25 protein-coding genes and 1 pseudogene are annotated in these 25,697 nt (G+C 41.3%); 8 read left to right on the plus strand and 18 right to left on the minus strand.

The window, feature by feature from the left end; translation table 11 throughout:
• Positions 1 to 132: 132 nt before the first annotated feature.
• Entirely contained in the window at positions 133 to 1,092 is a 960-nt protein-coding gene (locus tag L1611_RS20310; RefSeq protein WP_236315529.1) for an NAD(P)H-dependent flavin oxidoreductase, read from the minus strand.
• 213 nt (positions 1,093 to 1,305) lie between these two features.
• Between L1611_RS20310 and L1611_RS20315 the strand changes: the two genes are divergently transcribed.
• The gene (locus L1611_RS20315; RefSeq protein WP_236315531.1) at positions 1,306 to 2,781 is read left to right on the plus strand and encodes an aminotransferase class I/II-fold pyridoxal phosphate-dependent enzyme; all 1,476 of its coding nucleotides are present in this window, start codon (positions 1,306 to 1,308) and stop codon (positions 2,779 to 2,781) included.
• 73 nt (positions 2,782 to 2,854) lie between these two features.
• Here L1611_RS20315 and L1611_RS20320 read toward each other — a convergent pair whose 3' ends face one another.
• Together L1611_RS20320 and L1611_RS20325 are read right to left on the minus strand one after the other, a co-directional pair.
• On the minus strand, positions 2,855 to 2,983 hold the full coding sequence (locus L1611_RS20320; RefSeq protein WP_236315532.1) for a GapA-binding peptide SR1P: 129 nt from the start codon (positions 2,981 to 2,983) through the stop codon (positions 2,855 to 2,857).
• 428 nt (positions 2,984 to 3,411) lie between these two features.
• Entirely contained in the window at positions 3,412 to 3,711 is a 300-nt protein-coding gene (locus L1611_RS20325; protein WP_236315534.1) for a DUF3055 domain-containing protein, read from the minus strand.
• A 250-nt stretch (positions 3,712 to 3,961) separates the two neighbouring features.
• Between L1611_RS20325 and L1611_RS20330 the strand changes: the two genes are divergently transcribed.
• Entirely contained in the window at positions 3,962 to 4,378 is a 417-nt protein-coding gene (locus L1611_RS20330) for a DUF1885 family protein (protein WP_265738537.1), read from the plus strand.
• A 53-nt stretch (positions 4,379 to 4,431) separates the two neighbouring features.
• On the opposite strand, the gene L1611_RS20335 is transcribed toward L1611_RS20330, so the two are convergent.
• Positions 4,432 to 5,277 (minus strand): polysaccharide deacetylase family protein, encoded by an 846-nt coding sequence (locus L1611_RS20335; RefSeq protein ID WP_236315537.1) that lies wholly within the window; start codon positions 5,275 to 5,277, stop codon positions 4,432 to 4,434.
• Positions 5,278 to 5,508: 231 nt separating this feature from the next.
• On the opposite strand from L1611_RS20335, the gene L1611_RS20340 reads away from it, so the two are divergent.
• Entirely contained in the window at positions 5,509 to 7,014 is a 1,506-nt protein-coding gene (locus L1611_RS20340; protein WP_236315538.1) for a glycine betaine uptake BCCT transporter, read from the plus strand.
• A gap of 70 nt (positions 7,015 to 7,084) precedes the next feature.
• Here L1611_RS20340 and L1611_RS20345 read toward each other — a convergent pair whose 3' ends face one another.
• Positions 7,085 to 7,324: a hypothetical protein gene (locus tag L1611_RS20345; protein WP_236315540.1), complete on the minus strand. Its 240-nt coding sequence runs from the start codon at positions 7,322 to 7,324 to the stop codon at positions 7,085 to 7,087.
• A gap of 203 nt (positions 7,325 to 7,527) precedes the next feature.
• On the opposite strand from L1611_RS20345, the gene L1611_RS20350 reads away from it, so the two are divergent.
• Positions 7,528 to 7,920, plus strand: a complete 393-nt coding sequence (locus L1611_RS20350) for a hypothetical protein (protein ID WP_236315542.1) — start codon at positions 7,528 to 7,530, stop codon at positions 7,918 to 7,920.
• A 341-nt stretch (positions 7,921 to 8,261) separates the two neighbouring features.
• Here L1611_RS20350 and lpdA read toward each other — a convergent pair whose 3' ends face one another.
• From lpdA to L1611_RS20375, 5 genes are all read right to left on the minus strand, one after another.
• Positions 8,262 to 9,674, minus strand: coding sequence for a dihydrolipoyl dehydrogenase (gene lpdA, locus L1611_RS20355; protein WP_236315543.1), 1,413 nt, complete (start codon positions 9,672 to 9,674; stop codon positions 8,262 to 8,264).
• 2 nt (positions 9,675 to 9,676) lie between these two features.
• Positions 9,677 to 11,011, minus strand: a complete 1,335-nt coding sequence (locus tag L1611_RS20360) for a dihydrolipoamide acetyltransferase family protein (RefSeq protein WP_236315546.1) — start codon at positions 11,009 to 11,011, stop codon at positions 9,677 to 9,679.
• Between the two features lie 54 nt (positions 11,012 to 11,065).
• A complete protein-coding gene (locus tag L1611_RS20365; protein ID WP_236315548.1) occupies positions 11,066 to 12,043 on the minus strand; it encodes an alpha-ketoacid dehydrogenase subunit beta in 978 nt (325 codons plus the stop codon).
• Between the two features lie 3 nt (positions 12,044 to 12,046).
• Positions 12,047 to 13,132, minus strand: coding sequence for a pyruvate dehydrogenase (acetyl-transferring) E1 component subunit alpha (pdhA, locus tag L1611_RS20370; RefSeq protein ID WP_236315550.1), 1,086 nt, complete (start codon positions 13,130 to 13,132; stop codon positions 12,047 to 12,049).
• 680 nt (positions 13,133 to 13,812) lie between these two features.
• Positions 13,813 to 14,487 carry a YkyA family protein gene (locus L1611_RS20375; protein ID WP_236315552.1) on the minus strand — a complete coding sequence of 225 codons (675 nt, stop codon included), beginning with the start codon at positions 14,485 to 14,487 and terminating at the stop codon, positions 13,813 to 13,815.
• Between the two features lie 236 nt (positions 14,488 to 14,723).
• On the opposite strand from L1611_RS20375, the gene def reads away from it, so the two are divergent.
• On the plus strand, positions 14,724 to 15,275 hold the full coding sequence (def, locus tag L1611_RS20380; protein ID WP_236315554.1) for a peptide deformylase: 552 nt from the start codon (positions 14,724 to 14,726) through the stop codon (positions 15,273 to 15,275).
• A 428-nt stretch (positions 15,276 to 15,703) separates the two neighbouring features.
• Here the strand turns inward: def and L1611_RS20385 are convergent, their stop codons facing one another.
• Both L1611_RS20385 and L1611_RS20390 read right to left on the minus strand, forming a co-directional pair.
• Positions 15,704 to 16,483 carry a Cof-type HAD-IIB family hydrolase gene (locus L1611_RS20385; RefSeq protein ID WP_236315556.1) on the minus strand — a complete coding sequence of 260 codons (780 nt, stop codon included), beginning with the start codon at positions 16,481 to 16,483 and terminating at the stop codon, positions 15,704 to 15,706.
• Positions 16,473 to 17,405, minus strand: coding sequence for a DMT family transporter (locus L1611_RS20390; protein WP_236315558.1), 933 nt, complete (start codon positions 17,403 to 17,405; stop codon positions 16,473 to 16,475). The genes L1611_RS20385 and L1611_RS20390 overlap by 11 nt, the downstream gene beginning before the upstream one ends.
• 121 nt (positions 17,406 to 17,526) lie before the next feature.
• On the opposite strand from L1611_RS20390, the gene L1611_RS20395 reads away from it, so the two are divergent.
• The 3 genes from L1611_RS20395 (at position 17,527) to rnjA (ending at position 19,729) form a co-directional block, all read left to right on the plus strand.
• The gene (locus tag L1611_RS20395) at positions 17,527 to 17,670 is read left to right on the plus strand and encodes a hypothetical protein (protein WP_236315560.1); all 144 of its coding nucleotides are present in this window, start codon (positions 17,527 to 17,529) and stop codon (positions 17,668 to 17,670) included.
• Between the two features lie 178 nt (positions 17,671 to 17,848).
• Positions 17,849 to 18,058, plus strand: coding sequence for a DNA-dependent RNA polymerase subunit epsilon (locus L1611_RS20400; RefSeq protein ID WP_236315562.1), 210 nt, complete (start codon positions 17,849 to 17,851; stop codon positions 18,056 to 18,058).
• A 3-nt stretch (positions 18,059 to 18,061) separates the two neighbouring features.
• On the plus strand, positions 18,062 to 19,729 hold the full coding sequence (rnjA, locus tag L1611_RS20405) for a ribonuclease J1 (RefSeq protein WP_236315564.1): 1,668 nt from the start codon (positions 18,062 to 18,064) through the stop codon (positions 19,727 to 19,729).
• A gap of 166 nt (positions 19,730 to 19,895) precedes the next feature.
• Here rnjA and L1611_RS20410 read toward each other — a convergent pair whose 3' ends face one another.
• The 6 genes and pseudogenes from L1611_RS20410 to L1611_RS20435 all read right to left on the minus strand — a co-directional run bounded on the left by L1611_RS20410 (position 19,896) and on the right by L1611_RS20435 (position 25,155).
• Entirely contained in the window at positions 19,896 to 20,072 is a 177-nt protein-coding gene (locus L1611_RS20410) for a hypothetical protein (RefSeq protein WP_236315565.1), read from the minus strand.
• Between the two features lie 79 nt (positions 20,073 to 20,151).
• Entirely contained in the window at positions 20,152 to 20,727 is a 576-nt protein-coding gene (locus tag L1611_RS20415; RefSeq protein ID WP_236315566.1) for a hypothetical protein, read from the minus strand.
• 76 nt (positions 20,728 to 20,803) lie between these two features.
• Positions 20,804 to 21,848, minus strand: a pseudogene (locus L1611_RS20420) (IS1595 family transposase).
• A 225-nt stretch (positions 21,849 to 22,073) separates the two neighbouring features.
• Positions 22,074 to 22,736 carry a potassium channel family protein gene (locus L1611_RS20425; RefSeq protein ID WP_236315567.1) on the minus strand — a complete coding sequence of 221 codons (663 nt, stop codon included), beginning with the start codon at positions 22,734 to 22,736 and terminating at the stop codon, positions 22,074 to 22,076.
• 59 nt (positions 22,737 to 22,795) lie between these two features.
• Positions 22,796 to 23,815 carry a cytochrome d ubiquinol oxidase subunit II gene (locus L1611_RS20430; RefSeq protein ID WP_236315568.1) on the minus strand — a complete coding sequence of 340 codons (1,020 nt, stop codon included), beginning with the start codon at positions 23,813 to 23,815 and terminating at the stop codon, positions 22,796 to 22,798.
• A gap of 11 nt (positions 23,816 to 23,826) precedes the next feature.
• Entirely contained in the window at positions 23,827 to 25,155 is a 1,329-nt protein-coding gene (locus tag L1611_RS20435) for a cytochrome ubiquinol oxidase subunit I (protein ID WP_236315569.1), read from the minus strand.
• Positions 25,156 to 25,697: the final 542 nt, after the last annotated feature.

The following is a 25,697-nucleotide window of genomic DNA, read 5'->3' on the forward strand; positions in this document are numbered from 1 at the left end:
AAGAAAAATTTAACGGCCTTTCCCCGATTGAATATCGTGAAAAGGCCGCAGCTTAAAGTGCTCTTTTTATAATTGTCTACTTGACAGGGCTATGTGCAGCTCGCATAGGAAGCAGCTCATTCTTTTTTAACTCTAAATAGACCATTTCTTTCGTATTCCTTCCGCTTCATTAATCATCCTTTCAAATAGTTCATCCACAGAAGGGATGTCCTTGATCCTCCCTATGACCTGACCAGCCCAGCCAAACCCTTGATCAAACAGACCTTGATTTGCAAAAGCTTGATTTGCTTGACCAGAAATATAGTCTTTGATGGCATCATAAGTCGGATTCACATTTTCAATCGCCAGGATTTCCTCCGCCCATTTATTACTGATCACCCGACCAGGTGCTCCTATCGTTCGTTTAATGACAGAAGTTTCAGTTTCAGTCCCAGCAACCAGGGCTTCTTTATATTTAATATGGGCATGTGTGCATTCTTTCGTGGCAATGAACCTTGTTCCCATTTCAATTCCTTCAGCACCTAATGATAATGCGGCCATAAGTCCCCTTCCATCTCCTATTCCTCCGGACGCAATGACAGGAATGGAAACCTCGTCTACTACTTGCGGGGTCAAGACCATCGTACTGATGTCATCTTTTCCGATATGCCCACCACCTTCTTGTCCGACTACCATCACTGCATCTGCCCCTAGCTGTTCAGCCTTGACCGCTTGCCGTTTAGCTGCTACGAGCACAAGTTTCTTCACATGCACTCCTTCTAGTTGTTTGAAAACGGGACTCGGATTTCCACCTGTCATCGAGACGACTGGTACTTCCTCATCAATCGCTGCCTGTAGCATATCTGCAAAAGGTCTGCCGTGCTGTCCGATGGCAAAATTCACCCCGAAAGGTTTTGTCGTTTTCTCTTTTACTTTCCTGATTTCATCTCTCAATTCATCTGGCGTAGATAAAGACATAGCGGTTATTTGTCCCAAGCCACCTGCATTTGAAACCGCTGCTGCCAATTCGGAATAAGCAAGGTAAGCGAGACCACCTTGTATAATTGGATATTCAATCCCTAATAATTTCGTTACTCGAGTTTCCCAATTCATACAATCCCCCCGACAGCTAAATATAAGTAGCTATGTAATTTGTACAGCCTGAATTTCGAATTTGGTGAAACATGTTAGAATAGCATATGATGCTGGTTGTAAAAAAAGCTTGCATGCGGCAGTATATTTGATATACTTTTCCTTGTTTTATATTAGTTTATCATAACAAATGACCATGCTTACATTTAAAATACATTGAATGAGGTGTAATGATTGTCTCAAAATGAAACACCGCTTTTTACTGGTCTGGTGAAACATGCCAAGCGTAATCCAATTCAATTCCATATCCCAGGACATAAAAGAGGTCGCGGAATGGACCCTGAATTCCGAGACTTCATAGGAGAAAATGCATTAGCTATCGACTTGATCAACATTGGTCCATTAGATGACCTCCATCACCCGCATGGCATGATCAAAGAAGCACAGCAGCTCGCTGCAGAAGCGTTTGGTGCAGATCATACATTCTTTTCAGTACAGGGAACAAGCGGTGCGATCATGGCGATGATCATGGCTGTCTGCCATCCAGGAGACAAAATCCTTGTCCCTAGGAATGTCCATAAATCAGTCATGTCAGCGATCATTTTTTCAGGGGCTGTGCCTGTCTTCATACACCCGGATATCGACCCGAACCTAGGGATTTCTCATGGAGTCACAACTGAATCGGTTAAAAAAGCCCTTGCTCAGCATCCAGACGCAAAGGGGTTATTTGTCATCAACCCAACCTACTTCGGAATCAGTGCTGATTTAAAAGAAATCGTCGACTCATCACATTCCTACGGTATTCCTGTGCTTGTAGATGAGGCGCATGGCGTACACATTCATTTCCATGACAGCTTGCCTTTGTCAGCTATGCAGGCCGGAGCGGATATGGCGGCCACAAGTGTCCATAAATTAGGTGGTTCCATGACCCAAAGCTCTATTTTGAATGTAAAAGGAAACTTGGTGTCACCAGAGCGAGTCCAATCGATTTTAAGTATGATGACGACTACATCTACTTCCTATATCTTGCTTGCGTCCTTGGATGTGGCACGGAAAAGGCTGGCAACCCAGGGATTTGAGTTGGCAGAACAATCCATCCACCTTGCCGAAAAAGCCCGCAAACAAATCAATGAGATTCCTAATCTTTACTGCGTCGGCAAAGAAATAGTCGGTACACCAGCAACCTATGATTTCGATCCAACCAAACTGATCATTTCTGTAAAAGAATTGAATATTTCGGGTTACGATGTAGAAGTTTGGCTCCGTGACCAGCATAATATCGAGGTTGAACTTTCAGATCTTTATAATATCCTTTGTATTATTACAGCCGGGGACCGGGAAGAAGATGTGGATCTACTCATAGAAGCATTGATGGAACTCTCCAACATACACAGCACAACCGATAACAAGGTTACAAAAGCTGTTCCGGTCAGTGTACCGCAAATTCCGGTACTTTCTTTATCACCCCGGGACGCTTTCTATGCAGATACAGAAAGTGTTCCATTTGAAGAATCAACAGGACGGATCATTGCAGAATTCGTGATGGTTTACCCACCAGGGATCCCAATCTTCATACCAGGAGAAATCATTATCCAAGAAAATATTGACTATATATTCGAAAATATTGAAGCAGGATTACCTGTTCAGGGGCCTGAAGACGAAACCCTCAAAATGATCCGAGTGATCAAAGAATATAAAGCCATCAAATAAATCGACTAAAAAAAAATAAAAGAGGTTGACCATGCACGAATGGCGTCTGGTCAACCTCTTTCTTCTTTATATTTTAGGCAGTCTTATTCCCTTGTCTCTTTTTGTTTTTGCAATCAGGACAGTTGGAATATAACGTGGTTACCTTCTCAAATTCATAATGTTCAATTGTAGTGTTACAATTTACACAAACTACTGTTCCCATCGTTCTTTCCTCTCCCTTCGCTTGCTGTAAGCGCTTTATTTAATCGTTACATCTATAATATGATGTCATATATATAATGTCAAGACTAATCTGTATGTCACATTAATTAATTTATGTACATAATTCTGCCAATTTAACTAAAAATCGATAATGAAAAGCGCAAACGTCCTGATCAGCCACGAAGGTCACTGGAAGTCTGACGAGGAGCCTCGAACCAACAAAGTTCGGTTCTGCGTGGGTAAACACTTCGCCCTAAAATCAATGTGTCGACCGCCGAAGGAGGAATGAAGTGATCCGAGTGGTTGGGCGTTGGAGCTGGACACCACTTCATCGAAACAAAATTTATACTTTCTTATCCTTTAAAAAAAGGATTAACCCTGATGACGACAGTGTGCCGTTATAGGTTAATCCTCATTTACACGTACTATTTAATCGTACTGTTCTGCGATTGGAGAGTAAGGAAGTGATTCTTCAAAGAAAGATAACAGCTCTTCCGCTTCTTTCTTTGTTTTAATATTAAACGCTTTTTGGATATTATCCGTATTCCTAAGATCAGCAGCATCCATCAAAGTCGAGCGCCCGGTTTGCATGCAAACGACGAGCGGTTTTCCGAAGAACATGTTGGTGTAAACGATACCGAAATCGTATCGGACATGCTCCGTAGTGAATCCTACAAACCTCACTTTAACCGTTTCGTCTTCATCGTAGAGTTTGTCAAAAAGATCCATTACCACGCCCTCCTTCAGAATCTTTTGAATATTATATTTAATTATACTTGCTGAGCAATGAAAAAACAACTCATTCGACAATCTTTTTAGATTCTTCTTCTCGTGTTTAAGAGCTGGCCTATAAAAGTTTACACTGAATTGGAAGTAGAAACGTTTGTGAATTTTCGCAATTCTCCATGACACAGTCTGTCATTTTTTCTCATTGGATGATAAAATTAATTATAAATCCAGGTGTGCCTGACAGGAGTGAATGATTGTGTCAAGTAGTGCATATGTAAAGCTTGTGGAAAAGTCCAAACAACAAACGATCACTTTAGATGAAGTGGAGAAGTTCATTCGTTATTACATGGAAATCACTAATAAGACAGGTAAACAATTAAATTGGGAATATGGCGAAGCTTCCTTTCCATATACAATAGAACAACGGAAAATCAGAGAACAAATTTATTTTCTGTTGAAAGGGAATACGCAAGGATATCATTATTTGCTTATTGGTGCCGGAAGTGATGATGGTGCAGAAAATACATACATACAAATCGTTTTGCCTGAAGGCTCCACACATGGTGATAAAGGAAAAGCGAATGAATTCAGTAAGTTCCTTGCAAAAAAATTAGATGGAGAACTTCATCTATTCAACGGCAGAATCATGTATTATTATAAACGCTGATTGCAGTAAGCAGAAACCTGGTGCGTTCAACACATCGCAGCAGGCTTTTCTACTTATTTAACGATTTGATCGGGATGTATGAAGATATATCCTTTATTCTGTAATCCTTTAACAATGTCATTAAGGCCTTCATTCGTCCAGTCACGATCGTGCATTAATAGGATTGCGCCATTCGTGAGAAGCGGAGTATTCACCATAATATCCGCAATACTTTCCCCTGTCTGGTACTCTTTTTCCCAATCGTATCCATACGTCCAGTTCATGAAAAGCATCCCCTGTTCTTCAATCAGCTCCTTAGAGAATTCCGTGTTGATTCCAAAAGGTGCCCTAAAAAAACGTGGGGCTTTTCCTGTGAGTGCTTCAATTTCCTCAGACAACGTCACAATCTCGTATCGCTGTTCTTCTTCGGAACTGTTTCTAAGGTTCGCATGTGACATCGTGTGGTTTCCGATCTCAAATCCCATTTCATGAATCTCTTTTACAATATCTTTTTCTTCGTCAGTATCCATGAAGTGCCCGTTTACAAAGAAGATGGCCGGAACATCTATAGCTTTAAGCTTTTTGGCCATTTCCAATGCATGCTTATCTGGAGCGTCATCGATCGTCAACAATACTACTTTATCTTCGGTATCCACGTCTGTTTTCAGTGTCCAATTTGCTGGGTGTATCGTATATGTAATGACTGGAGGTTCTTCAGGTTCTTTTGGAGGGTCCTGTTCTTTATCATCGTCTTCATTTCCATCTTGATTTTGGTTCTCAGTATTCTTTTCACCTGATTGATTCGTCTCTTCTGATGCATTCGGCGGATCTTCTTTCTGATCATGCTCATCTTGATGAGTATCCTGAACCCCGCAGCCAACCAATAACAAAACCAACATTCCCATTATTGTTTTTCTCATGATGTCTCCCCTTTTTCTTTCATTTAATCCTTAATTTAGTATAAAATGTCTAGAAATGTTATTAAAGAGCCCTTAAGACTAAAATTTGGATGAAATCTGTTTCCTAAGTGAAAAATAGGGTATAAGAATGAGCATGGATAGGATGAATCTCCTACATAATCCTTGAAATACAATGAGGATTACTTGTAGAATGGGAAGGGTGTTATAAACTTTGCGAAAGGAGAACAATGAATGAAGAAATTCACCAAAGTCTTTATTATCTCACTCGTCATATCAGTCATATTCATTGCTTGGGGCGTACTATATCCTAAAGGATTACAGCAAGCTACGGGCAGTATCCAGAATTTCCTTCAAGTGAAATTCGGCTGGTTCTATCTCCTGTCGGCTACTGGATTTTTGATTTTCTCGATTTATTTGATTTTCAGTAAATATGGGAAAATCAAGTTAGGGAAAGATGACGACAAACCGGACTATAGCCTTGTAACATGGTTTGCAATGCTGTTCAGTGCCGGTATGGGGATCGGCCTTGTATTCTGGGGTGTAGCAGAACCCTTATTCCATTATTACGACCCTCCATCAGGTAACGGGGAAACGGTAGAATCTGCAAATGCTTCCCTTCGTTACGCAATGTTCCACTGGGGCTTACATCCTTGGGGTATTTATACGGTAGTCGGATTGGCATTAGCCTACTTTAAATTCCGTAAAGGTGCACCTGGACTTATCAGTGCAATTTTCAGACCACTTCTCGGTGATCGTGTAAATGGTCCAATCGGAATATTGATTGATGTCATTGCAGTCTTTGCAACAGTGTTCGGTGTAGCAACGTCGCTTGGATTCGGTGCTGCCCAAATCAGCGGAGGGATTTCTTACTTATTTGAGGGTGTCGCGAATAATCAAGTTACCCAATTGATAATTATTGCCATTGTGACAGTTTTATTCATCCTTTCTGCGTCTACTGGACTAAACAAAGGGATCAAATACTTAAGCAACATCAATATCGTACTTGCACTGGGACTCATGTTCTTCCTTCTATTTGCCGGACCGACAAATTTCATCATGGATGTGTTTACACAAACGCTCGGCTCCTATGTCCAAAACTTGCCTACCATGAGTTTCAGACTTGGACCATACAGCGAGACAACCCAGGACTGGACACAAGCATGGACGGTATTCTATTGGGCATGGTGGATTGCATGGGCTCCATTTGTCGGTATGTTTATTGCCCGTGTTTCCAAAGGGCGTACAATCCGTGAATTCGTTCTTGGCGTATTATTGGTACCGACTATTTTCAGTGCCCTTTGGTTCTCCGTATTCGGCGGATCAGCTGTATTCATGGATCGGATGGAAGGGACAGGTCTATATTCGATCATGACTGATAATGGTACTGAGATTGCGTTATTCGCATTATTCGAGCAAGTACCGCTTGGAGGCATCATGTCGATCATCGCGATCCTCTTGATCAGTACTTTCTTTATTACATCTGCAGACTCAGCAACCTTTGTCCTTGGAATGCAAACAACGAACGGAAGCTTGAACCCTTCAAACTATATCAAATTCATATGGGGTGGTGTCGTCGCAGCATCCGCAGCAATCCTTCTCTACTCTGGAGGATTACAGGCCTTACAGACTGCTTCGATCATTGCTGCATTTCCATTCACCTTCATTATGATCGCGATCGTATTTGCAACGGTGAAAGCTTTGAAAGAGGATTACAACCTGAACTTCAAAAACAAATAATTTTATTGTTTAGAGTGGCCTCAATATGGATGGAATGTCCTTTTGGGGTCACTTTTACATTACTAGTGTCTCAAGATCCGAAGGAAAAGTATCTGAAGACTAGATATGTTCCCGCCCCCAGAAGACTGGATAGACCTGCATAGGCTTTTGGATTTTTAAGGAACACACCAAATAAATACCCGAAGTAGCAAAAAACGATGAGTAGAATATATTCGAATATCGATGGGTCTCGATGGGATAAATAAGTAACCAATGCATAAAAACTCCAAATGGCCATCTGAACAGCTGAGAGGTTCAGTATGGTATACATCGCCACTCCTCCTTAGACAACTTCTTACAATTATTCATATGTAAGTTACAAGTGGATTACGACTTAAAATACCCCGGCTCCACAACATATCATTTCTGTAACAATTCTTTTACGATTCAAGATTCGACAGATTTTCATGGTAAACTCAACTCAGGTTGTTAACAAGTCAACTTATGTATTACAAAATGAAAGAAGTGAATTCCATGAATGTTCGATCTGTTGGATTTCTTTCAATCCCATTAATTTTGATCCTAGCATTCCTGAGCAGCTGTCAGTTCGAACCTGACTATGGATACCTACCGGTAGATTTGGAGTCAGATGAACTCAATACAATCATTTTTTCATCAAAATCAAACCAGGAAGAAGAAAGATCATATTATGATGCACTTCTTCAATTGAAGAAGGATTACCCTCAAAAGCTGAATTCCATCCAAATCATAAAAAAGAAAGACGAACAAGCCGTCAATTATTATAATGTATCCACGTTTCCCACCATCATCGTGTTAGACGGCAAGAATGAGATCGTCAGGCTTGAAGGAAAAAAAGAAGTGGATGATATCAAAAATCATTTGGATGAAGTATATTCGAATAAATAGGACTGGCAATCGCCAGTCTCTTTTTTATTGATTAGCAAATCTTCATTAAAAAACTTTTAAGAGGGCATAGGAGCCGTTATCTGTGGGAAAAAGGGGTAGTTTGAAAAAATATGGATTTTGTGGTACTCGTAACAGCTTCATGGAACACTTAAAACATGACATCCATTCCTATACTTGGATAACTACTATCTAATGATTTTAAGCAAAAATCGGGCTGTCCCATTAGTGTCTGACCCCCACCGTCCCTAGCAACATTTTGAGAAAATGTGTTTTTGAAACAAAATGTTGTGTGGTGGTGTCTGACACTATTGTTTTGGGACAGCCCCTTTTTTAGTTTAGTGCTACTTTACAATGTGTACAGGGAGTCCGATTGCAACTTCTGCTGCTTCCATTGTGATTTCACCTAGTGTTGGATGTGCATGGATGGTTAATGCGATATCCTCAGCAGTCATTCCAGCTTCAATAGCCAGCCCCAATTCAGCGATCATATCCGATGCATTTGGACCCGCAATTTGAGCTCCGATAACAAGTCCGTCATCTTTACGGGTAATTAGCTTCATGAATCCTTCAGCATCGTTCAATGATAGTGCACGGCCGTTCGCTCCGAATGGGAACTTAGAAGCTTTAACATCGAAACCAGCATCCTTCGCCTCAGATTCAGAATATCCTACGCTAGCAAGTTCAGGATCACTGAAAACGACAGCTGGGATTGCAAGATAGTCGACTTCTGCAGCTTCTCCAGAGATCGCTTCTGCTGCAACTTTACCTTCGTAGGATGCCTTGTGAGCAAGGGCAGGACCTGGTACGATGTCGCCAATCGCATACAAACCATCAACAGAAGTTTTACATTGCTTATCTACTTCAATAAGGCCCTTATCGTCAAGTTTCACACCAATTTGCTCAAGACCAAGTTCTTCAGTGTTCGGTTTGCGCCCAACTGTCACTAGCACATAATCCGCGTCAAATGTCTTTTCCTCACCCTTTATTTCAGCAGTGACTTTAACACCGTCATCTGACTCTTCAACGCCTTTGGCCATTGCATTGGTGATGATTTCTACACCTTTTTTCTTTAGACGGCGGGATACGAGTGTACTCATCTGTTTTTCGAAGCCTGGGAGGATCGTCTTGCCCCCTTCAAGGACCGTCACTTCAGTACCGAGGTTTGCGTACGCGGTACCTAATTCGATACCGATGTATCCTCCACCGATGACAACCATCTTTTTCGGCACCTCAGTCAATGCTAGAGCACCAGTTGATGAAATGACTCTGTCACTCCATTTGAAAGATGGGAGCTCGATCGGGCTTGACCCTGTCGCCAGTATACAGTTTTTGAATTTATAGGTCTGTGATGTGTATTCATCTTTCGTTACACGTACTGTATTCGTATCAGAGAAATAAGCCTCACCTTTCACGATTTCAACTTTGTTCCCTTTAAGAAGACCTTCTACACCGCCAGTCAATTTCTTGACGATGCTAGCTTTCCATTCTTGGACTTTCCCCATGTCTACTTTTACATTTTCAGCAGTGATTCCCATGTCATCCGAATGTTGAGCATGTTCAAATCTATGGCTTGCATGGATGACTGCCTTAGATGGAATACAACCTACGTTAAGACAAACTCCACCAATATCGCCTTTTTCAACGATCGTCACCTTTTGTCCCATTTGTGCTGCACGGATTGCTGCTACATATCCTCCTGGCCCGGATCCAATAACCAGTGTGTCTATTTCTTCTGCAAAATCGCCTACTACCATTTTTACCCCTCCATTATTAAAAGTTGTGGGTCGTTCAAGAGTCGTTTGACATGATTTAACGCATTTTGTGCTGTAACGCCATCGACCAGGCGGTGGTCATAACTGATTGAAAGTGCCAATACGGGAGCTGCTACAATTTCACCGTTTTCAACGACTGGTTTTTCTTGGATCCGGCCAACACCGAGGATTGCAGCATCTGGGTGGTTGATGATCGGTGTGAACCATTGTCCGCCAGCAGAACCAAGGTTAGAAATCGTACAAGTGCTGCCCTTCATCTCGTCAGAAGTTAATTTACCATCCCTTGCTTTCTTAGCAAGTTCATTGATTTCATTCGATAATGAGAAAATGGATTTACGATCTGCATCTTTAATGACCGGTACGACAAGCCCAGCCTCTGTATCTGCAGCGATTCCAATATTGTAATAATGCTTATGCACGATCTCTTCGTTCTCATCATCAATGGATGCATTCAAGATCGGATGTTCGCGAAGTGCTGAAACAAGTGCTTTCACTACATATGGCAAGTAAGTCAGTTTGATTCCTTTTTCAGATGCCATTTCCTTGAATTGTTTACGATGTGCCACAAGATCAGTAACAACCACTTCATCCATGTGAGTTACGTGAGGAGCAGTATGCTTGGAATTAACCATCGCTTTGGCAATGGCTTTTCTCATACCTTTAAACTTCTCGCGTGTTTCTGCTTGCTCTTGGGCTGCAGCGGCAGGTCTAGCTTTCTCATCTGCTTTTGGCGCTTCTTTTTCAGCTGATGGTTTTTCTGTTTCAGCTTCAGCAGTTTCTTGTCCTCCCTCAAGATATGCATCGATATCTTCTTTCAGGATACGACCGTCTTTACCGGAACCTTCTACCTTCTTGATGTTGACGTCTTTTTCACGCGCATATTTACGAACAGACGGCATTGCCTTAACACGATTGGTCGGATCTTCAACTTCTGATTCGTCTTCTTCCTTTGTCACTCTTGTTTCTTTGGCGTCTTTCTCTTCCTTCTTGTCGTTTTCTTTCGCTTTATCAGCTTCAGGCTCCTTATCTTCCTCTGCCTTCGGTTGTTCAGCTTCTGTCTCTTCACTGTCACCTTCATAGCCTTCAGCTTCGATCGTAACGAGCACATCACCAACGACGGCAACAGTACCTTCGTCAACCTTCACTTCGTTTATCGTTCCGTCGACAGGTGAAGGGATTTCTACGACCGCTTTATCATTTTGTACTTCGAGAAGAATGTCATCTTCTTTAACTTCATCGCCTTTTTTGACAAACCATTTTACGATTTCACCTTCATGGATACCTTCACCGATATCTGGCAGTTTAAATTCAAACGCCACAGGATTCGCCTCCTTGTTTTCTATATAGTGAGTTTGGAGTGTTCTTACGTACTATTAAAAGTTGATTACTTGCTTCGCCTTTTCCATGATATCTTTATAGTCCGGAAGCCATACATCTTCAGCAGCAGAAAATGGGAATACTGTATCCGGTGCAGTTACACGCAGAACTGGCGCCTCCAAAGATAGGATCGCTCTGTCGTTGATTTCTGCTACAACGCTTGCAGCAATACCAGCTTGCTTCTGTGCTTCTTGAACGACAATTGCACGACCGGTTTTATTGACAGATTCGATAATCGTGTCAACATCAATCGGGCTTACAGTACGTAAATCGATCACTTCTGCCTGGATGTCCTCTTTCTCCAACTCCTCCGCTGCTTTAAGAGAAGAATGGACCATAGCACCATAAGTGATGATCGTGATATCTTTTCCTTCACGCTTTACGTCTGCTTTTCCAATTTCCACTGTATATTCTTCTTCAGGGACTTCATCTCTGAAAGAACGATATAGTTTCATATGCTCTAAGAAAATGACCGGGTCATTATCACGGATTGCAGAAATCAAAAGACCTTTTGCATCATAAGGAGTTGAAGGGATTATGACCTTCAAGCCAGGCTGCTGTGCCATGAGACCTTCTAGGCTGTCTGCATGCAATTCTGGTGTTTTGACGCCCCCGCCGAAAGGAGAACGAATCGTAATCGGTGCATGATAGACACCACCTGAACGGTATCTCAAACGCGCCATTTGACCAGAAATCGCATCCATCACTTCATAAACGAATCCAAAGAATTGGATCTCAGGAACTGGTCGGTATCCTTGCAAGGCTAGACCGATTGAAAGACCACCGATCCCTGACTCTGCAAGCGGGGTATCAAAGACGCGATCTTCCCCGAATTCTTTCTGAAGACCTTCAGTAGCACGGAATACGCCGCCATTTTTACCGACATCTTCCCCGAAGATCAGAACATTTTCATCATTTTTAAGTTCAATGCGCATCGCATCAGTGATCGCTTGAATCATCGTCATTTGGGCCATCGCTTACTTCGACTCCTTTTCTTTGTATTCTTCCATTTGCTCCTGTAAGTTTTTCGGAAGCTCTTCGTACATGTTCTCGATCAAATCTGTGACCTTTTGTTTCGGTGCTTCATCTGCTTTCTTGATAGCAGCTTTGATGTCTTCTTTTGCTTGATCAACTACTTCATTCTCTTTCTCTTCTGACCAGAGGTCCTTGCTTTCAAGATACTTACGGAAACGTACCAATGGATCTTTCTTTTCCCATTCGTTATCCATTTCTTCTGTACGGTATCTTGTCGGATCGTCCCCAGCCATCGTATGTGGTCCATAACGGTAAGTAAGTGTTTCGATTAATGTTGGACCTTCCTCGTTGACCGCACGCTCCCGAGCTTGTTGTGTAGCTGCGTAAACAGCAAGTACATCCATACCGTCTACCTGGACGCCATGAATTCCGGCTGCAACCGCTTTTTGGGCAATCGTTTTTGCAGCAGATTGTTTCTCGACAGGTACCGATATGGCAAATCGGTTGTTCTGAACAACAAATACTGCCGGAGCATTGTAAGCACCTGCAAAGTTAAGCCCTTCATAGAAGTCACCTTGTGAGGCTCCGCCATCTCCTGTATACGTAATTGCGATATTCTTCTTTCCACGCTTCTTAAGGCCAAGTGCCACCCCGGCAGCTTGCGTAATTTGAGCCCCGATGATGATCTGAGGTGATATCACATTTACACCCTCTGGTATTTGGTTACCTTGGAAATGCCCACGGGAGAACAAGAATGCCTGGTATAATGGGAGTCCATGATATACAATCTGTGGCACATCACGGTAACCAGGTAAAATAAAATCTTCCTTATCTAAAGCATACTGGCTTCCCAGCGCAGATGCTTCTTGTCCAGCAACTGGTGCATAGAATCCTAGTCGTCCTTGTCTGTTAAGTGAAATCGCTCGTTGGTCCCAAATCCTTGTATAAACCATACGTGTCATCAACTCTTGTAAATCTTCATCTGACAAGTCAGGCATTGCATCCTCATTTACGATTTCGCCTTCTTCGTTCAGGATTTGAAAAGTTTCAAATTCCTCTTCGATTTGTGTCAGGGTTTTTGTACCCATGAAGGTCACCTCTTCCTTTCCTATTTGAAAATTGAATGATGTGTCAGAGTCCTAAGCCAGACAATTATATAAACAATATTTAGATTGTCCACTTTTGGTTTAAAGCATGTCTAAATCGTCTTTGTTTATTGAATGTGACTTTATGCTTTGACATAATGACTACATCATGTTTTACCCTTATTCAAGGTTAGATAATCGTCAACCTTCTCATTCTGCTTTGGCAAAAGAGAACCCATTAAACTGTACTAGTTAAGAGTGGATTGACAGTGATACAACTCAATATATTTCTTAGTGTACACTACAATATAAAATTACGTCAATCCTATTGAATTATCTTGTGTCAATAAAGGTTTTCAGTCAAATCATCATACCACTAAAACCCAAACTGTATTAGTATAGAAGCAAACACTGTACTAATACAATAAGAATAATTATTATCAAGAAAAGCGGAATCGCCCTGATCAACCACGAAGGTCACTGGAGGTCCGACGGGGAGGCTCGAACCAAACAAAGTTCGGTTCTGCGTGGGTAAACACTTCGCCCTAAATCAATGTGTCGCCGCCGCAGGAGGTCTTAAGTGATCTTGAAATAAAACAACAAGCTGACCATCGAAACAGGCCAGCTTGTCGTACTTGGTTTTCAGTTGGACATTTAAAATCCTTGTTCTTAGTGTGAAGAATTTATGAAGCTTTTTTCTTATCGGTCGTACTGAAGCCTGCTTCCTTATAAAATGCCTTCTTCTTTTCATTGTATTGATCAGTCAAATGATTGAATGTGTCTTGCGACTTCAGTACTTCGTCATATTTTTTGTTAAGGTCTTCTGTATGTGATTTCAAATCTTCGATCGCTAAATCCTCTTTTTTCATCATCTTATACAATTCACGATCCATGTTTAACGCTTCCATATAGACTTCGTGCAATTCACCGTAGCTTTCATGGCGTTTCTCCATTGTTTTAACGAGTTCATCCGCTTTTGTCTTCAATGCCTTTTCATCGATTTCATTCACTAAACGATTTACTGATTTGAATTCTTCATAGGCTGAATCAATGCTTTCTTCTTCTTTTTTTATCAATACCTCCCTGGAATCAGCAATCCTGATCGCTTCATCAGCCAACTTCTTTATCTGATCTATTTCTTTCATGCTCATTCCCAGCATCTCATTGAAAAGTTTTTGTTCTTTTTGTTCTGCCTCAATAAGCGGCTCTTGCACTTCAGCAAACCCGGATTCCAAAGAAACGGTTTGTTCCAGATGCTCATACATTTTTTCGGCCGGTGATTCACCGATCGTACAGCCTGAAGCGGCTATTATCAAAAAACAAAAACTTGCGAAAAACAAAAATTTCTTGCCGTACAACATAGCTTCCCCTGCCCCTTTCTCTCTAGTTATTTATGATATACGTTTCCTGAAACCTATACAAGATAAATTATACTGGACAAACTTATTAGTAAATTATGACCAGTTCAATCGATTTAGAACAAGATCATCACGAGGTACATATTCTTTTAAAAAAGAACTTATGTTAAAATAATCACAATGCTTTTTATGCCCGTTACAAATGAATCAATCAGCAAGATTAAGGAGTTGAATATATGATCACAATGGAGGATGTTGTCAGAGAAGGGGATCCGATCCTTCGCGAACGTGCTGAAAGTGTCGCTATGCCTCCTTCTGAAGAGGATAAAGATACATTACAAAAAATGCACGAATTTCTAGTTAACAGTCAAGATCCGGAGCTGAGTTTAAAATATAACCTCCGTCCGGGTATTGGCCTTGCCGCACCGCAAATCGGAGTAAGTAAACGGATGATCGCCGTTTTGGTTGAGGATGAAGATGGTCAATTATATGATTATGCATTGTTCAATCCTCGTATTATGAGCCATTCGGTTCAAAAATCATACTTAGAAGGTGGCGAAGGTTGTCTGTCTGTTGATCGCGACGTTCCAGGCTTTGTCCCCCGTAACTATAAGGTGAAAGTAAAAGCATTCGACATTGAAGGTAGGGAAATAGAGCTTCGCCTGAAAGGTCTTCCATCGATCGTTTTCCAGCATGAAATCGATCATTTAAACGGTGTCATGTTCTATGACCATATTAATAAAGAAGATCCTTTTGAAAGACCTGATGGGATCTCAATCGGAAGGTAAAGAAAAGCGCAACGCCCTGATCAGGCACGAAGGTCACTGGAAGTCCGACGAGGAGGCTGTCGCCGCCGCAGGAGGACTGAAGTGATCCAAGTGGTTGGGCGTTGAAGCTGGACATTCCTTCATTGAACGAAAACACCGCATAGAGTGTTCATAGAGCACTTACATCCGATTTATCGTGCTCGAATGTCCGCATAGAGCTGGTATAGAGCACTTCCATTCGGGTTTGCGTACTCGAATGTCCATTTAGAGCATTTAAAGAGCACTTACATCCGGTTTTTCACACTCGAATGACCTTATATGCTTCCTATCTCATAAAACTCGGGCTTTGCCATGCCTTGGCGAAAACCTTGCCTGAGTTGCACTCACCCTAAAGAAAAAGGCGGATCCTGCATCGTCTAAACGATGTACCGGATCCGCCTTTTACATTTCTATTTTATTAGTCCGATCTTCCTCAATCCATGCAATATTCCATCGTCATCTACTGCCCGTGTCACGAAATCTGCAGATTGCTTGGCTGCTTTTTTACCATTCCCCATTGCAATGCCTGTTCCAGCGAATTCTAACATTTCAAGATCGTTCAAGCCATCACCGAAAGCAATGACATCTTCTTGATGATAACCGAGATGGGCAATCATCTTTCCGATCCCGATTGCTTTCGATCCTCTTTTCGGTAATACGTCCATTGAGTATTGGTGCCATCTTATGAAGTTGAAGTCATTGTACATATTCCGATATAGTGTTTCTTTTTCGCCTTTCTCACAGTACAGCAATGCTTGGTATATTGAACGGCCTCTGTAAAATTCCGGGTCATGCTCAGGATGCACTAATTTCAGGTCGTCCATGGATTTTTGGACATACGGATGCGAATTATGCGTGGTCCTGCCTGTTTCAGTATTCAAAAATACCATCGGATGGTCGTGTTCCTTAGACCTGAGAACTAATTCATGTAAGAACTTCTCTTCAAGCGGATTTTCATAAATACTTTGATTTTCGTAGCAAACATACTGGCCGTTGAAGCTAACGAATCCGTTGATCTTAAGCTCTTCAAGTAAATAGTGGAACATGAAGGGTGCTCGGCCCGTTGCAATCGCAATTGGTACCTGTCGCTCCTGCAGTTCCTTTATGGCAAGCTTTGTGCTTGCAGGTATCCTCTTTTGATCGTCTAATAATGTGCCATCTATATCAAAAAAAACAATTTTATTTTTCATACAATACCCCTTTACTCTTGCTGTTTATTGCACTAGCTGCAACAGGCTGATCCTTGGCGGTTTTTCTTGTGGAGAGATATACCCCTGCTAAAATCAATACCAGCCCTGCGATGGCATGTACTGGTATGTGTTCATCCAATAAGAACCATCCCCAGAACATTGCAGTGATTGGGACAAGGTAGGTAACAAACGTAGCAAATTCAGCACTTCCCTCTTGTATCATATAATAAAATAACAAATACGCTAAACCCGAACCGAACACACCAAGCCCAACCATCGAACCCACAGAGTTCCATGACACGACATGCTCAAAACTGAAAAATGAACCAGTCACACCCATGATCACCAGACTTCCGATCGCCCCTGTAATCAAGGTGAACAACGATATCATCATAACACTGATCTGCTGCAAATGTCTCTTGGTAAACTGGGACATAAAGCCATAACAAAGTGTAGCAACAATCATCGTCCCCATCCCGATGAGATCTTGACGGAACAACTGTGTCACGTTCAAATCGATCAAAATCAATATGCCAATGAAACCGACCAAAACACCAAGCCATTGTTTTAATTTTAATGAAATTGAAAACAACAATACCCCGATGACGCTCGTCCATATCGGTGTCGTGGCGTTGACAATCGATGCCATACTGCTTGAAATCCTCGTCTCACTTATTGCGATCAATCCCCATGGAATGAGCGCATTCAGGAAACCGACCAACAAGAGTGATCCCCATGGAAGTGCTTTTAAGGAGAACCGTTTTCTCTGCAAAAGAAGAATGAACAATAAAGTCAAAGCCCCTAAGGAACATCTTACGAACACGATTCCCCAGGGTCCCAAGTCATCGACAAGCACCTTGATAAAATAGAAAGACATTCCCCAGATCAAGCTTAGGGTAATCAATGCAGCGTATAATTTCATCTTTCTCACCTTTTCCTTGCAGCCAATATATTCCTGCTTCAAACCTATACCACTAATTACCTCGAAAAATTAAGTGCTTCTGTTTCCATACTAAGTATAACACCACAGGTGAAAAATTTGATTGGAGCTGCTTATGAGTTCACATCCGGATATTCAATTCAAGGGCAGAAAGAAGGGACAGATAATGTTGAGGAAATTGAGAGATCAGATCAAGCAAAACTGGAGAGATTTATTCGGTATCAAACAACGTGTACCGAACTTTTGATGTTTATCATATTTGTTTTAAAGGCATTAATTTGGTATCTTATGTATTCAGATACCTTTTTTACATAGGCACCTTCTCCCTGATTGAATGATCGAATCAAAAAAACATGAAAAACAGATAGAATTCATTTATAATAAACGAAGATGCTTCTAATTGAAAACGGTAAGGAGAGTTAAGTATGATTTACAAAGTATTTTATCAGGAGAACCTTCAAGAGGTAACCGTCCGTGAAGAAACGAAAAGCCTCTATGTTGAAGCAGACTCCGTACAAGCAGTACGTTCATTTCTAGCAGATCGGAAGTATAATATCGAATTCGTTCAGGAAATAACAGGATCTCACCTGGAATATGAGCAACAATCTGAAGATTTTGAATTGGAGACAAGATAGCAAATGAAATTCGTAAAAAATCACCAAACAGCAGTGTTCGCGCTAGGCGGACTGGACGAAATCGGTAAAAACACGTATGGTATCCAGTTTCAAGATGAAATCATCCTTGTGGATGCAGGGATCAAATTCCCTGAAGATGAACTGCTAGGAATCGATTACGTCATTCCGGATTACACATACCTGGTGAAAAATGTAGATAAGATCAAAGGTTTATTCATTACTCACGGACATGAGGACCACATCGGAGGAATCCCTTATCTGCTTCGCCAGATCAATATCCCGATATATGGCGGGAAACTTGCCCTCGGTTTGATCAAGAACAAGTTGGAGGAACATGGTCTTCTTCGCAGAGCCAAATTACACGAAATTCAAGAAGACGATATCATCAAGTTCCGAAAAACATCTGTAACGTTTTTCAGAACGACTCATTCCATCCCTGACTCTTATGGAATCGTCGTCAAAACACCACCCGGGAACATCGTGCATACAGGAGATTTCAAATTCGACTTCACTCCTGTTGGGGAGGCAGCAAACCTGAGCAAAATGGCCCAAATCGGCCAAGAAGGTGTCCTTTGTCTTCTTTCAGACAGTACAAACAGTGAAGTGCCTGGATTTACAATGTCTGAAAGCCGTGTAGGAGAAAGCATCCAGGATATTTTCCGAAAAGAAGAAGGACGGCTCATTTTCGCTACATTCGCTTCGAACATTCACCGTCTACAACAAGTTGTCGAAGCATCAATCCAGTACAACCGGAAAGTAGCCGTTTTCGGACGAAGTATGGATTCGGCAATTTCGATCGGTCAAGAGCTTGGCTATATACGTGCACCGAAGGATACGTTCATCGAAGCGAACCAGATCAATCGCCTTCCAGATAGCGAAGTGACGATTCTTTGTACAGGAAGCCAGGGTGAACCAATGGCAGCATTATCCAGGATTGCTAATGGAACACACCGTCAGATTCAAATCATCCCTGGTGACACAGTCGTTTTCTCATCTTCCCCTATTCCGGGGAATACATTGAGTGTCAGCCGTATCATCAACCGACTGCATCGTGCAGGTGCGAATGTCATCGCCGGTTCATTGAATGACATCCATACGTCAGGACACGGTGGCCAACAAGAACAAAAACTTATGCTCCGCTTAATGAAGCCGAAATACTTCATGCCGATCCACGGTGAGTTCCGTATGTTGAAAATGCATACAAAGCTTGCTATCGATTGTGAGGTTGAAGAGAAGAACTGCTTCATCATGGACAATGGAGAAGTCCTTGCGTTAAGTGAAAAAGAGGCATCTATTGCTGGGAAAATCCCATCCGGTTCTGTATATGTTGATGGAAACGGAATTGGTGATATCGGGAATATCGTTTTACGGGATAGGAAAATCCTGTCCGAAGAAGGTCTGGTCGTAGTCGTGGTAAGCATCAATATGAAGGAATTCAGAATTGTATCAGGACCTGACATCATATCACGCGGATTTGTTTATATGCGTGAATCCGAGGACTTGATCAATGATGCTCAAGGCATCCTGTCCAAACACTTGAATGGCATGATGGAGCGTAGAACGACACAATGGTCTGAAATCAAAAATGAAATCACTGACGTACTTGCTCCTTTCTTATATGAGAAAACAAAGCGTCGCCCGATGATCTTACCGATTATCATGGAAATTTAACATTCAGGAGAGTGATCCAATCGCGGATCACTCTTTTTATTCTAAGGCTATGTTAAAGTTTAGTGTTGTTTAAGAACATAAAATAGGAACTTCCAATTTTATGGAAGTTCTGTTCTGTTATATTAGTCTTCTTCAACTAACGCTCCCTTAAGTGCAAGGGGGTTTTTTAACTACTCCCTCCACCAGTATACCTATTGTCTCCCATCATATAGTTTGAACTTTCTCCCTGCTTAGCGTTCGGATTGGTTGATTTATGGGGATTATTATTGTTCTTCTTTCGTTTCCAATCAATAAATAAAGCAAACGCCAAAATTCCTAAAACCATAATTGCAAACCACCACATACTAATTCACTCCTTTCTTATGGATAGTTCATTGTAAACTAACAGCCAGGTAGTAAAACAAAAATCTATTCTTAGCCCCTTACTTTTCTCTTAATTGTTCAAGCATCGCTCTAAGCCACTCCATTGCATCCTCTTTGGTGAAATCCTTGTTCAAATAAAAGGTGAATGAATAAGAGCCTTTATCTAAATTTACATCTGTAAACAAAACATCTCCCGTACTTAACTTCTTTTCGCTCATCTGTACGTTGTACCCACTTATTTCAGTTTCTTTTTGCGTGTTAGCATTCTCCACAGTAAAATCTGAAATATTCATTTCAACCCGCGGCTCTCCCTGGTAAATGCCATACCAAATTTCAGCATTGTTTGTTTCTTCCCATTGGTCCTTTTCTTTTTGCGAATCAATTTCAGGCTTTAAATCTCCTTTTTTTATCCCGTAATTGATTGTTACTTTCTTCATTCCTGCATCAATGGGAGGATTGTGCTTAATAACAGATAACATTTCAAATGGTTCATCAGGAATAACAGCTTCAATTTTTAATTCATCTTTGATTTTATCTTCAAGTTCCTTACTTCCACTGTCACTGTCGGCTGAATTTGAACAACCAATGAGTAATAGAAAAACTAACAACATCGAAAAAAGAATACCTTTTTTCAAAAAATCCCTCCATTAAAGTGATATCAACAGTTCTAGTTGAACAATATTGCCCCGTTCGTGGAACCAGAAAAAATGTTTATGTGTTGAACCTTGATAATCTAAGTGTATCATAGGTTTCCATATTTTGTATTGAATTCCCTTTTATAATCAAATCGTTTATGGTAATTTCATTTCTTTGGTGGTGTATGCTTTCTAATACCTGAAACCAGGTGAGGTAATTGTTCAAGTATTTCGTGGCAACTCCGTTAAATCGTTGTATCCAGCCTATGAGCCTGCGGTGGTAATTGTTAACGTTCTGGATATGATAAAGCCCCTTTGTGCGAATCTTTCCATCAGACTTAAACTGATAAATATTCATACCTTTTTCAGTAGCATAGGTTTTAAAGGCACGCCAAGAATCGGTGCATAATACATTTTCAGCTGAAAGTTTATGCCCGATAGCTTTGTCTAATTGTTCTTTTGTTAGTCTCCCCATACCCAATGTCTGCGAGAAAGTCATTTTGTCACGATCCCTCGCAACTAGAACGCATACTTGTTCATTGCTTATCCCGCGTTTCTTTGCCGAACCGCCCCGTTTGCGAGCCTTTCTATCTTCAATCTTTCTATGTCCTTTTTCTGAGTATAGGAAATAGGTCTCGTCCATTTCAACGATACCTTCAAAATTCGATATTTCAATTTGTTTTAATGAAGATAATAGCTTGTGTCTCCAGTAGAATAAGGTGACGTGAGAAACATTACCGACCAATACAGCAGATTTACGTAAAGAATACCCTTCAATCATACACTCAACAAATTTAATCCATTGATTAAGGCGGCGAGTTCGATATAAAGCAGTATTGGTGAAATCGGTAAATGTTCTTTTACAGGCTTTACAGCGATATCGTTGTTTTAACACTTTATTGCCATCAACATTAGTTGAGTAACTACCATACCGAACAATATGCTTCGACTCACAATCAGGACAGTGATAACCGCTCTTATTTTTCCGTTCAGATATTTCTTAGAAGAACTGTTCCTGTTGAGGATGATGCGGTAAGAGTATCAATTAAATACTCCCGTAATCGATGTTTCTCTGCTGGATTAAGTTTTTGAATGACTTTAAGAATCTCAATAGCTCTCACGGTTTATCACCAATCCTTATATAGGTAAACCGATTATAGAACATTGGTTCCCCTGAGTCAAATTACCAACAACAAACTTTAACATAGCCAATTCTAAAGAAAACTTGGCAGAGCCAAGCCTTGGGCGTAGGCTGAGTCATAGTTGCACTTACACTGAAGAAAGTATTTTATACTTTCTTTAAGTGCAATTGAAAAGGACTGACGCAAATGGTCAGTCCCTTAAGTTCAATCCATCAATAATTTTTTCTCTAGACGATTGACGTCGTTATCCGCTCCAATAACGATCAAAATATCGCCTTTTACGATCGTTTGGGTCGCCTGGGGTGATACGATGATTTCCTCATCGCGCTTGATCGCAACGACGTTACAACCGTAGTTCGCACGGATATCCAATTCGATCAAGGTCTTGTCATGCATCTTTCCGCTTGCGATCAATTCGACGATGCTATGCTCATCAGACAATTCCAAGTAATCCAGTACATTGTTGGACATGATATTATGCGCGATCCTTTGCCCCATATCGCGCTCTGGATGGACGATTCGATCAGCCCCGATCTTACGGACTACTTTTTCATGGTAATCATTTTGAGCTTTTACAGTGATATGCGAAACCCCTAGCTCTTTTAAAATCAAGGTGGTAAGGATACTTGCCTGGATATTGTCACCAATCGCGACAATCACATGATCGAAATTCCTTATACCTAAGCTTTTAAGGACACTTTCATCTGTAGAATCCGCTATGACAGCATGAGTAGCGATCGAAGAAAATTCATTGACTCGATCTTCATCAATATCAATTGCGAGTACTTCCATATCATTATTGCTTAATGAACGGCATATGCTTCCCCCGAACCGACCCAACCCAATTACAGCAAATTGCTTCTTCACAAACATTCCTCCATTTAGCCTATACGTTCAATCTCACCACATTGTACCATATTTTCAGATTATTTTTCTCGATTTCCCTGTACATAATTCGCATCAAACAAAAACATTCTCATCAATAAAATTAATGAAGGAATCAATAAGAATAATCCAGCAATGAAAGCGATGACCAGGGCAATCCCCATCGTTTCATTTGTAAAACCAGTATCCAGCGTAATATAAGGATACAAAATGTAAGGTAAATGGGAAACCCCGTAACCGAAGAATGCGAAAAAGAACTGCAGCATGACGAAAATGAATGCCGTACCATAACGCTTATTCCTATAAACCAACCATACAGCTATGTTAAAGCAAATAAATGAGAGGATAAACATGTATGAATAATCAAGCATGTTATTGAAATGCTCAAGGTTATGACCACGTAAAGCTAAAAACACCAGAAAGCTTGCAAGGATTGTCGGCGGGCTCCAAAAAAGGGCAAACTTCCTTACGATTTCAAGGGCAGGCCAGTCCTTCGCTTTATCAGCGTAAAAACAGAGGAACATTGCACTGATGTACAAAACACTTACTATGGCCAGGAACACGACGGACCATGAATAAAAGCTTGTAAACAATTCTTTTACTAGGAATACGACCGTTCCGTCCTCTTCTGAAATGAAACCACCTTCTGAAATGGTAAGGGCTGTAGATAACGATGCTGGAATCCACAATCCTGTAGCCCCGTATAGAAAGGTGTAGACATTACTGTCCTTTGCTCCATAATTTCCGAATGCGTAAAACGATCCTCTGATGGCGAGCAGCACCAACGCGATACTTCCCGGTACCAACAGTGCGGTCCCATAATAATAGGCTGTGCTTGGAAAAAAGCCCACCAACCCGACGAAAAAGAACACGAAGAAAACATTCGTAACCTCCCAAACAGGGGATAGATAGCGACTGATGATCGAGTTGATGATATGATCCTGTTTCGTGATTTTACCATAATAAGCAAAAAATCCTGCTCCAAAATCAATCGAGGCAACAATCAGATATCCATATAGGAAGATCCAAAGCACCGTGATCCCAATTAATTGTATCTCCATTCAAACCCTCCTCACCGCTGATTTTCTTCAAATTCAGTTTCTGCTGGATTACCCCTGAACATTTTCAGCAGTACCGCTGTACAGATCCATCCCAGGACGACATAAAGGCCGAAGAATAATAGGAACATTGATCCGACGTGTTCACTCGTGGTCGCTCCATCTGTCGTCTCCATTACATGCCATAAGATCCACGGTTGCCGTCCGACTTCAGAGAATATCCAACCAAATTCGATGGCTAGCATGGCGAGCGGACCTGACGCAACAATCAGCATCAGCAAATATTTGGAATAGGGATTCCCCTTTTTTCTCTTATATGACCAAAGATATTGCGCCGATAAAGCAACAAGAAACATCCCGATACCGACCATCAAATCAAACAGATAATGAATGAATAACGGTGCTGTCTCTTCCGGAGGAAACTCTTCTAAACCAATGACCTCTGCATTTGGATTCCCATGGGCAAGGATACTTAAGAAATTCGGCATCCTTAATGCATACTTCACTTCTCCATTCTCGTCCAGTATACCACCGACAATTAGGTCCGCTCCTTCCTCTGTTTCAAAGTGCCACTCTGCAGCTGCTAATTTCTCGGGTTGATATTCAGCTAAATACTTACCGGAAAAATCTCCGATAATGGCGGTTGAAATCGCAAATACGAATCCGGATACCATAGTGAAATGCAAGGCTTTTTTATAATACTCATTGTTCCCTTTCTTCAAGATCATAAAGGCTGTGATCGCCGCCAAAACAAATGCCGATGTCAGATAAGCGGATGAAATGACGTGGGTAGCCTTAGTCGGTGTAGCTGGGTTGAACATTGCAATTAATGGCTGGATTTCAATAATCTCCCCATTTTCCAGCTTGAAACCTTTAGGGGCGTTCATGAACGCATTGACAGTGGATATGAAAAAAGCTGATAATGTTGAACCAATCACCACAGGTACAGAGATCAGCCAATGGAAATAGGGGTTTTTGAACCTGTCCCAGGTATACAGATAAATACCTAAGAAAATCGCTTCAAAGAAAAAGGCAAACGTCTCCAGGAATAACGGCAGTCCGATCACCTGTCCGGCGACTTCCATAAAACTCGGCCAGAGCAAGGAGAGCTGCAATCCAATGCAAGTCCCCGTTACAACCCCGACCGCAACCGTCACTACGAACCCTCTTGTCCAGCGTCTGGCAAGCAACCGGTAGTGATCGTCCTTCCTTCTGATCCCGATCCATTCTGTCCCGCTGATCAATAACGGAACCCCGACACCGAGGGTCGCAAATATGATATGAAATCCTAGAGTCAAACTTGTCAACAAACGACTGAGCATAGCGCTATCGAGTTCTGGCATGACAATCCCCCTATAAAATGCTGAATGCAACTATTATTACTTTACCCATATTGTAAACAGTAACAAACAGAAAACACCAAATAGATGTTACAAAAACATTTTGATTAAGCGAAAAATTTTGTGACAAACATCACAAAGTCTGTCATGATTATCATTCTAACAATCCCAAACGAATTTGTGAAGTATTGAGCATATGAGAGGGCTTTTCATTTGAATACGTCTAAAGTGAGTGTTTTCGGTAAACCTGGCATAGGTTGAATTTAGATCTCACATTATTTAACTCCAAAGCCTTCACAAAGAAATCCAAATGACCTCAAAAACCTTGAGCAACCTTCCTTATCTCTGCAACTAAGGACCAAATCGCTACAAATCTGAATAAAGCCCAACAACTTAAGAATTATCTCAACAACTCGAAAATTATCCCGAAAACCTTAAATTTCCGATAATCGAGTAGGAGGGGGTGACTAACCCCCGACCTCTCACACCACCGTACGTACGGATCCGTATACGGCGGTTTCTCTAAGATTGACGTAAGAATTGAT

Source organism: Pseudalkalibacillus salsuginis (assembly GCF_021646685.1).
GTDB classification, from domain to species: domain Bacteria; phylum Bacillota; class Bacilli; order Bacillales; family Fictibacillaceae; genus Pseudalkalibacillus; species Pseudalkalibacillus salsuginis.

Coding starts and splice junctions, on each gene's coding strand:
- L1611_RS20310 (WP_236315529.1), bottom strand. CDS start 1,092: ATGAATTGGGAAACTCGAGTAACGAAATTATTAGGGATTGAATATCCA.
- L1611_RS20320 (WP_236315532.1), bottom strand. CDS start 2,983: ATGGGAACAGTAGTTTGTGTAAATTGTAACACTACAATTGAACATTAT.
- L1611_RS20325 (WP_236315534.1), bottom strand. CDS start 3,711: ATGGATCTTTTTGACAAACTCTACGATGAAGACGAAACGGTTAAAGTG.
- L1611_RS20330 (WP_265738537.1), top strand. CDS start 3,962: ATGATTGTGTCAAGTAGTGCATATGTAAAGCTTGTGGAAAAGTCCAAA.
- L1611_RS20335 (WP_236315537.1), bottom strand. CDS start 5,277: ATGAGAAAAACAATAATGGGAATGTTGGTTTTGTTATTGGTTGGCTGC.
- L1611_RS20340 (WP_236315538.1), top strand. CDS start 5,509: ATGAAGAAATTCACCAAAGTCTTTATTATCTCACTCGTCATATCAGTC.
- L1611_RS20345 (WP_236315540.1), bottom strand. CDS start 7,324: ATGTATACCATACTGAACCTCTCAGCTGTTCAGATGGCCATTTGGAGT.
- L1611_RS20350 (WP_236315542.1), top strand. CDS start 7,528: ATGAATGTTCGATCTGTTGGATTTCTTTCAATCCCATTAATTTTGATC.
- lpdA (WP_236315543.1), bottom strand. CDS start 9,674: ATGGTAGTAGGCGATTTTGCAGAAGAAATAGACACACTGGTTATTGGA.
- L1611_RS20365 (WP_236315548.1), bottom strand. CDS start 12,043: ATGGCCCAAATGACGATGATTCAAGCGATCACTGATGCGATGCGCATT.
- pdhA (WP_236315550.1), bottom strand. CDS start 13,132: ATGGGTACAAAAACCCTGACACAAATCGAAGAGGAATTTGAAACTTTT.
- def (WP_236315554.1), top strand. CDS start 14,724: ATGATCACAATGGAGGATGTTGTCAGAGAAGGGGATCCGATCCTTCGC.
- L1611_RS20385 (WP_236315556.1), bottom strand. CDS start 16,483: ATGAAAAATAAAATTGTTTTTTTTGATATAGATGGCACATTATTAGAC.
- L1611_RS20390 (WP_236315558.1), bottom strand. CDS start 17,405: ATGAAATTATACGCTGCATTGATTACCCTAAGCTTGATCTGGGGAATG.
- L1611_RS20400 (WP_236315562.1), top strand. CDS start 17,849: ATGATTTACAAAGTATTTTATCAGGAGAACCTTCAAGAGGTAACCGTC.
- rnjA (WP_236315564.1), top strand. CDS start 18,062: ATGAAATTCGTAAAAAATCACCAAACAGCAGTGTTCGCGCTAGGCGGA.
- L1611_RS20410 (WP_236315565.1), bottom strand. CDS start 20,072: ATGTGGTGGTTTGCAATTATGGTTTTAGGAATTTTGGCGTTTGCTTTA.
- L1611_RS20430 (WP_236315568.1), bottom strand. CDS start 23,815: ATGGAGATACAATTAATTGGGATCACGGTGCTTTGGATCTTCCTATAT.
- L1611_RS20435 (WP_236315569.1), bottom strand. CDS start 25,155: ATGCCAGAACTCGATAGCGCTATGCTCAGTCGTTTGTTGACAAGTTTG.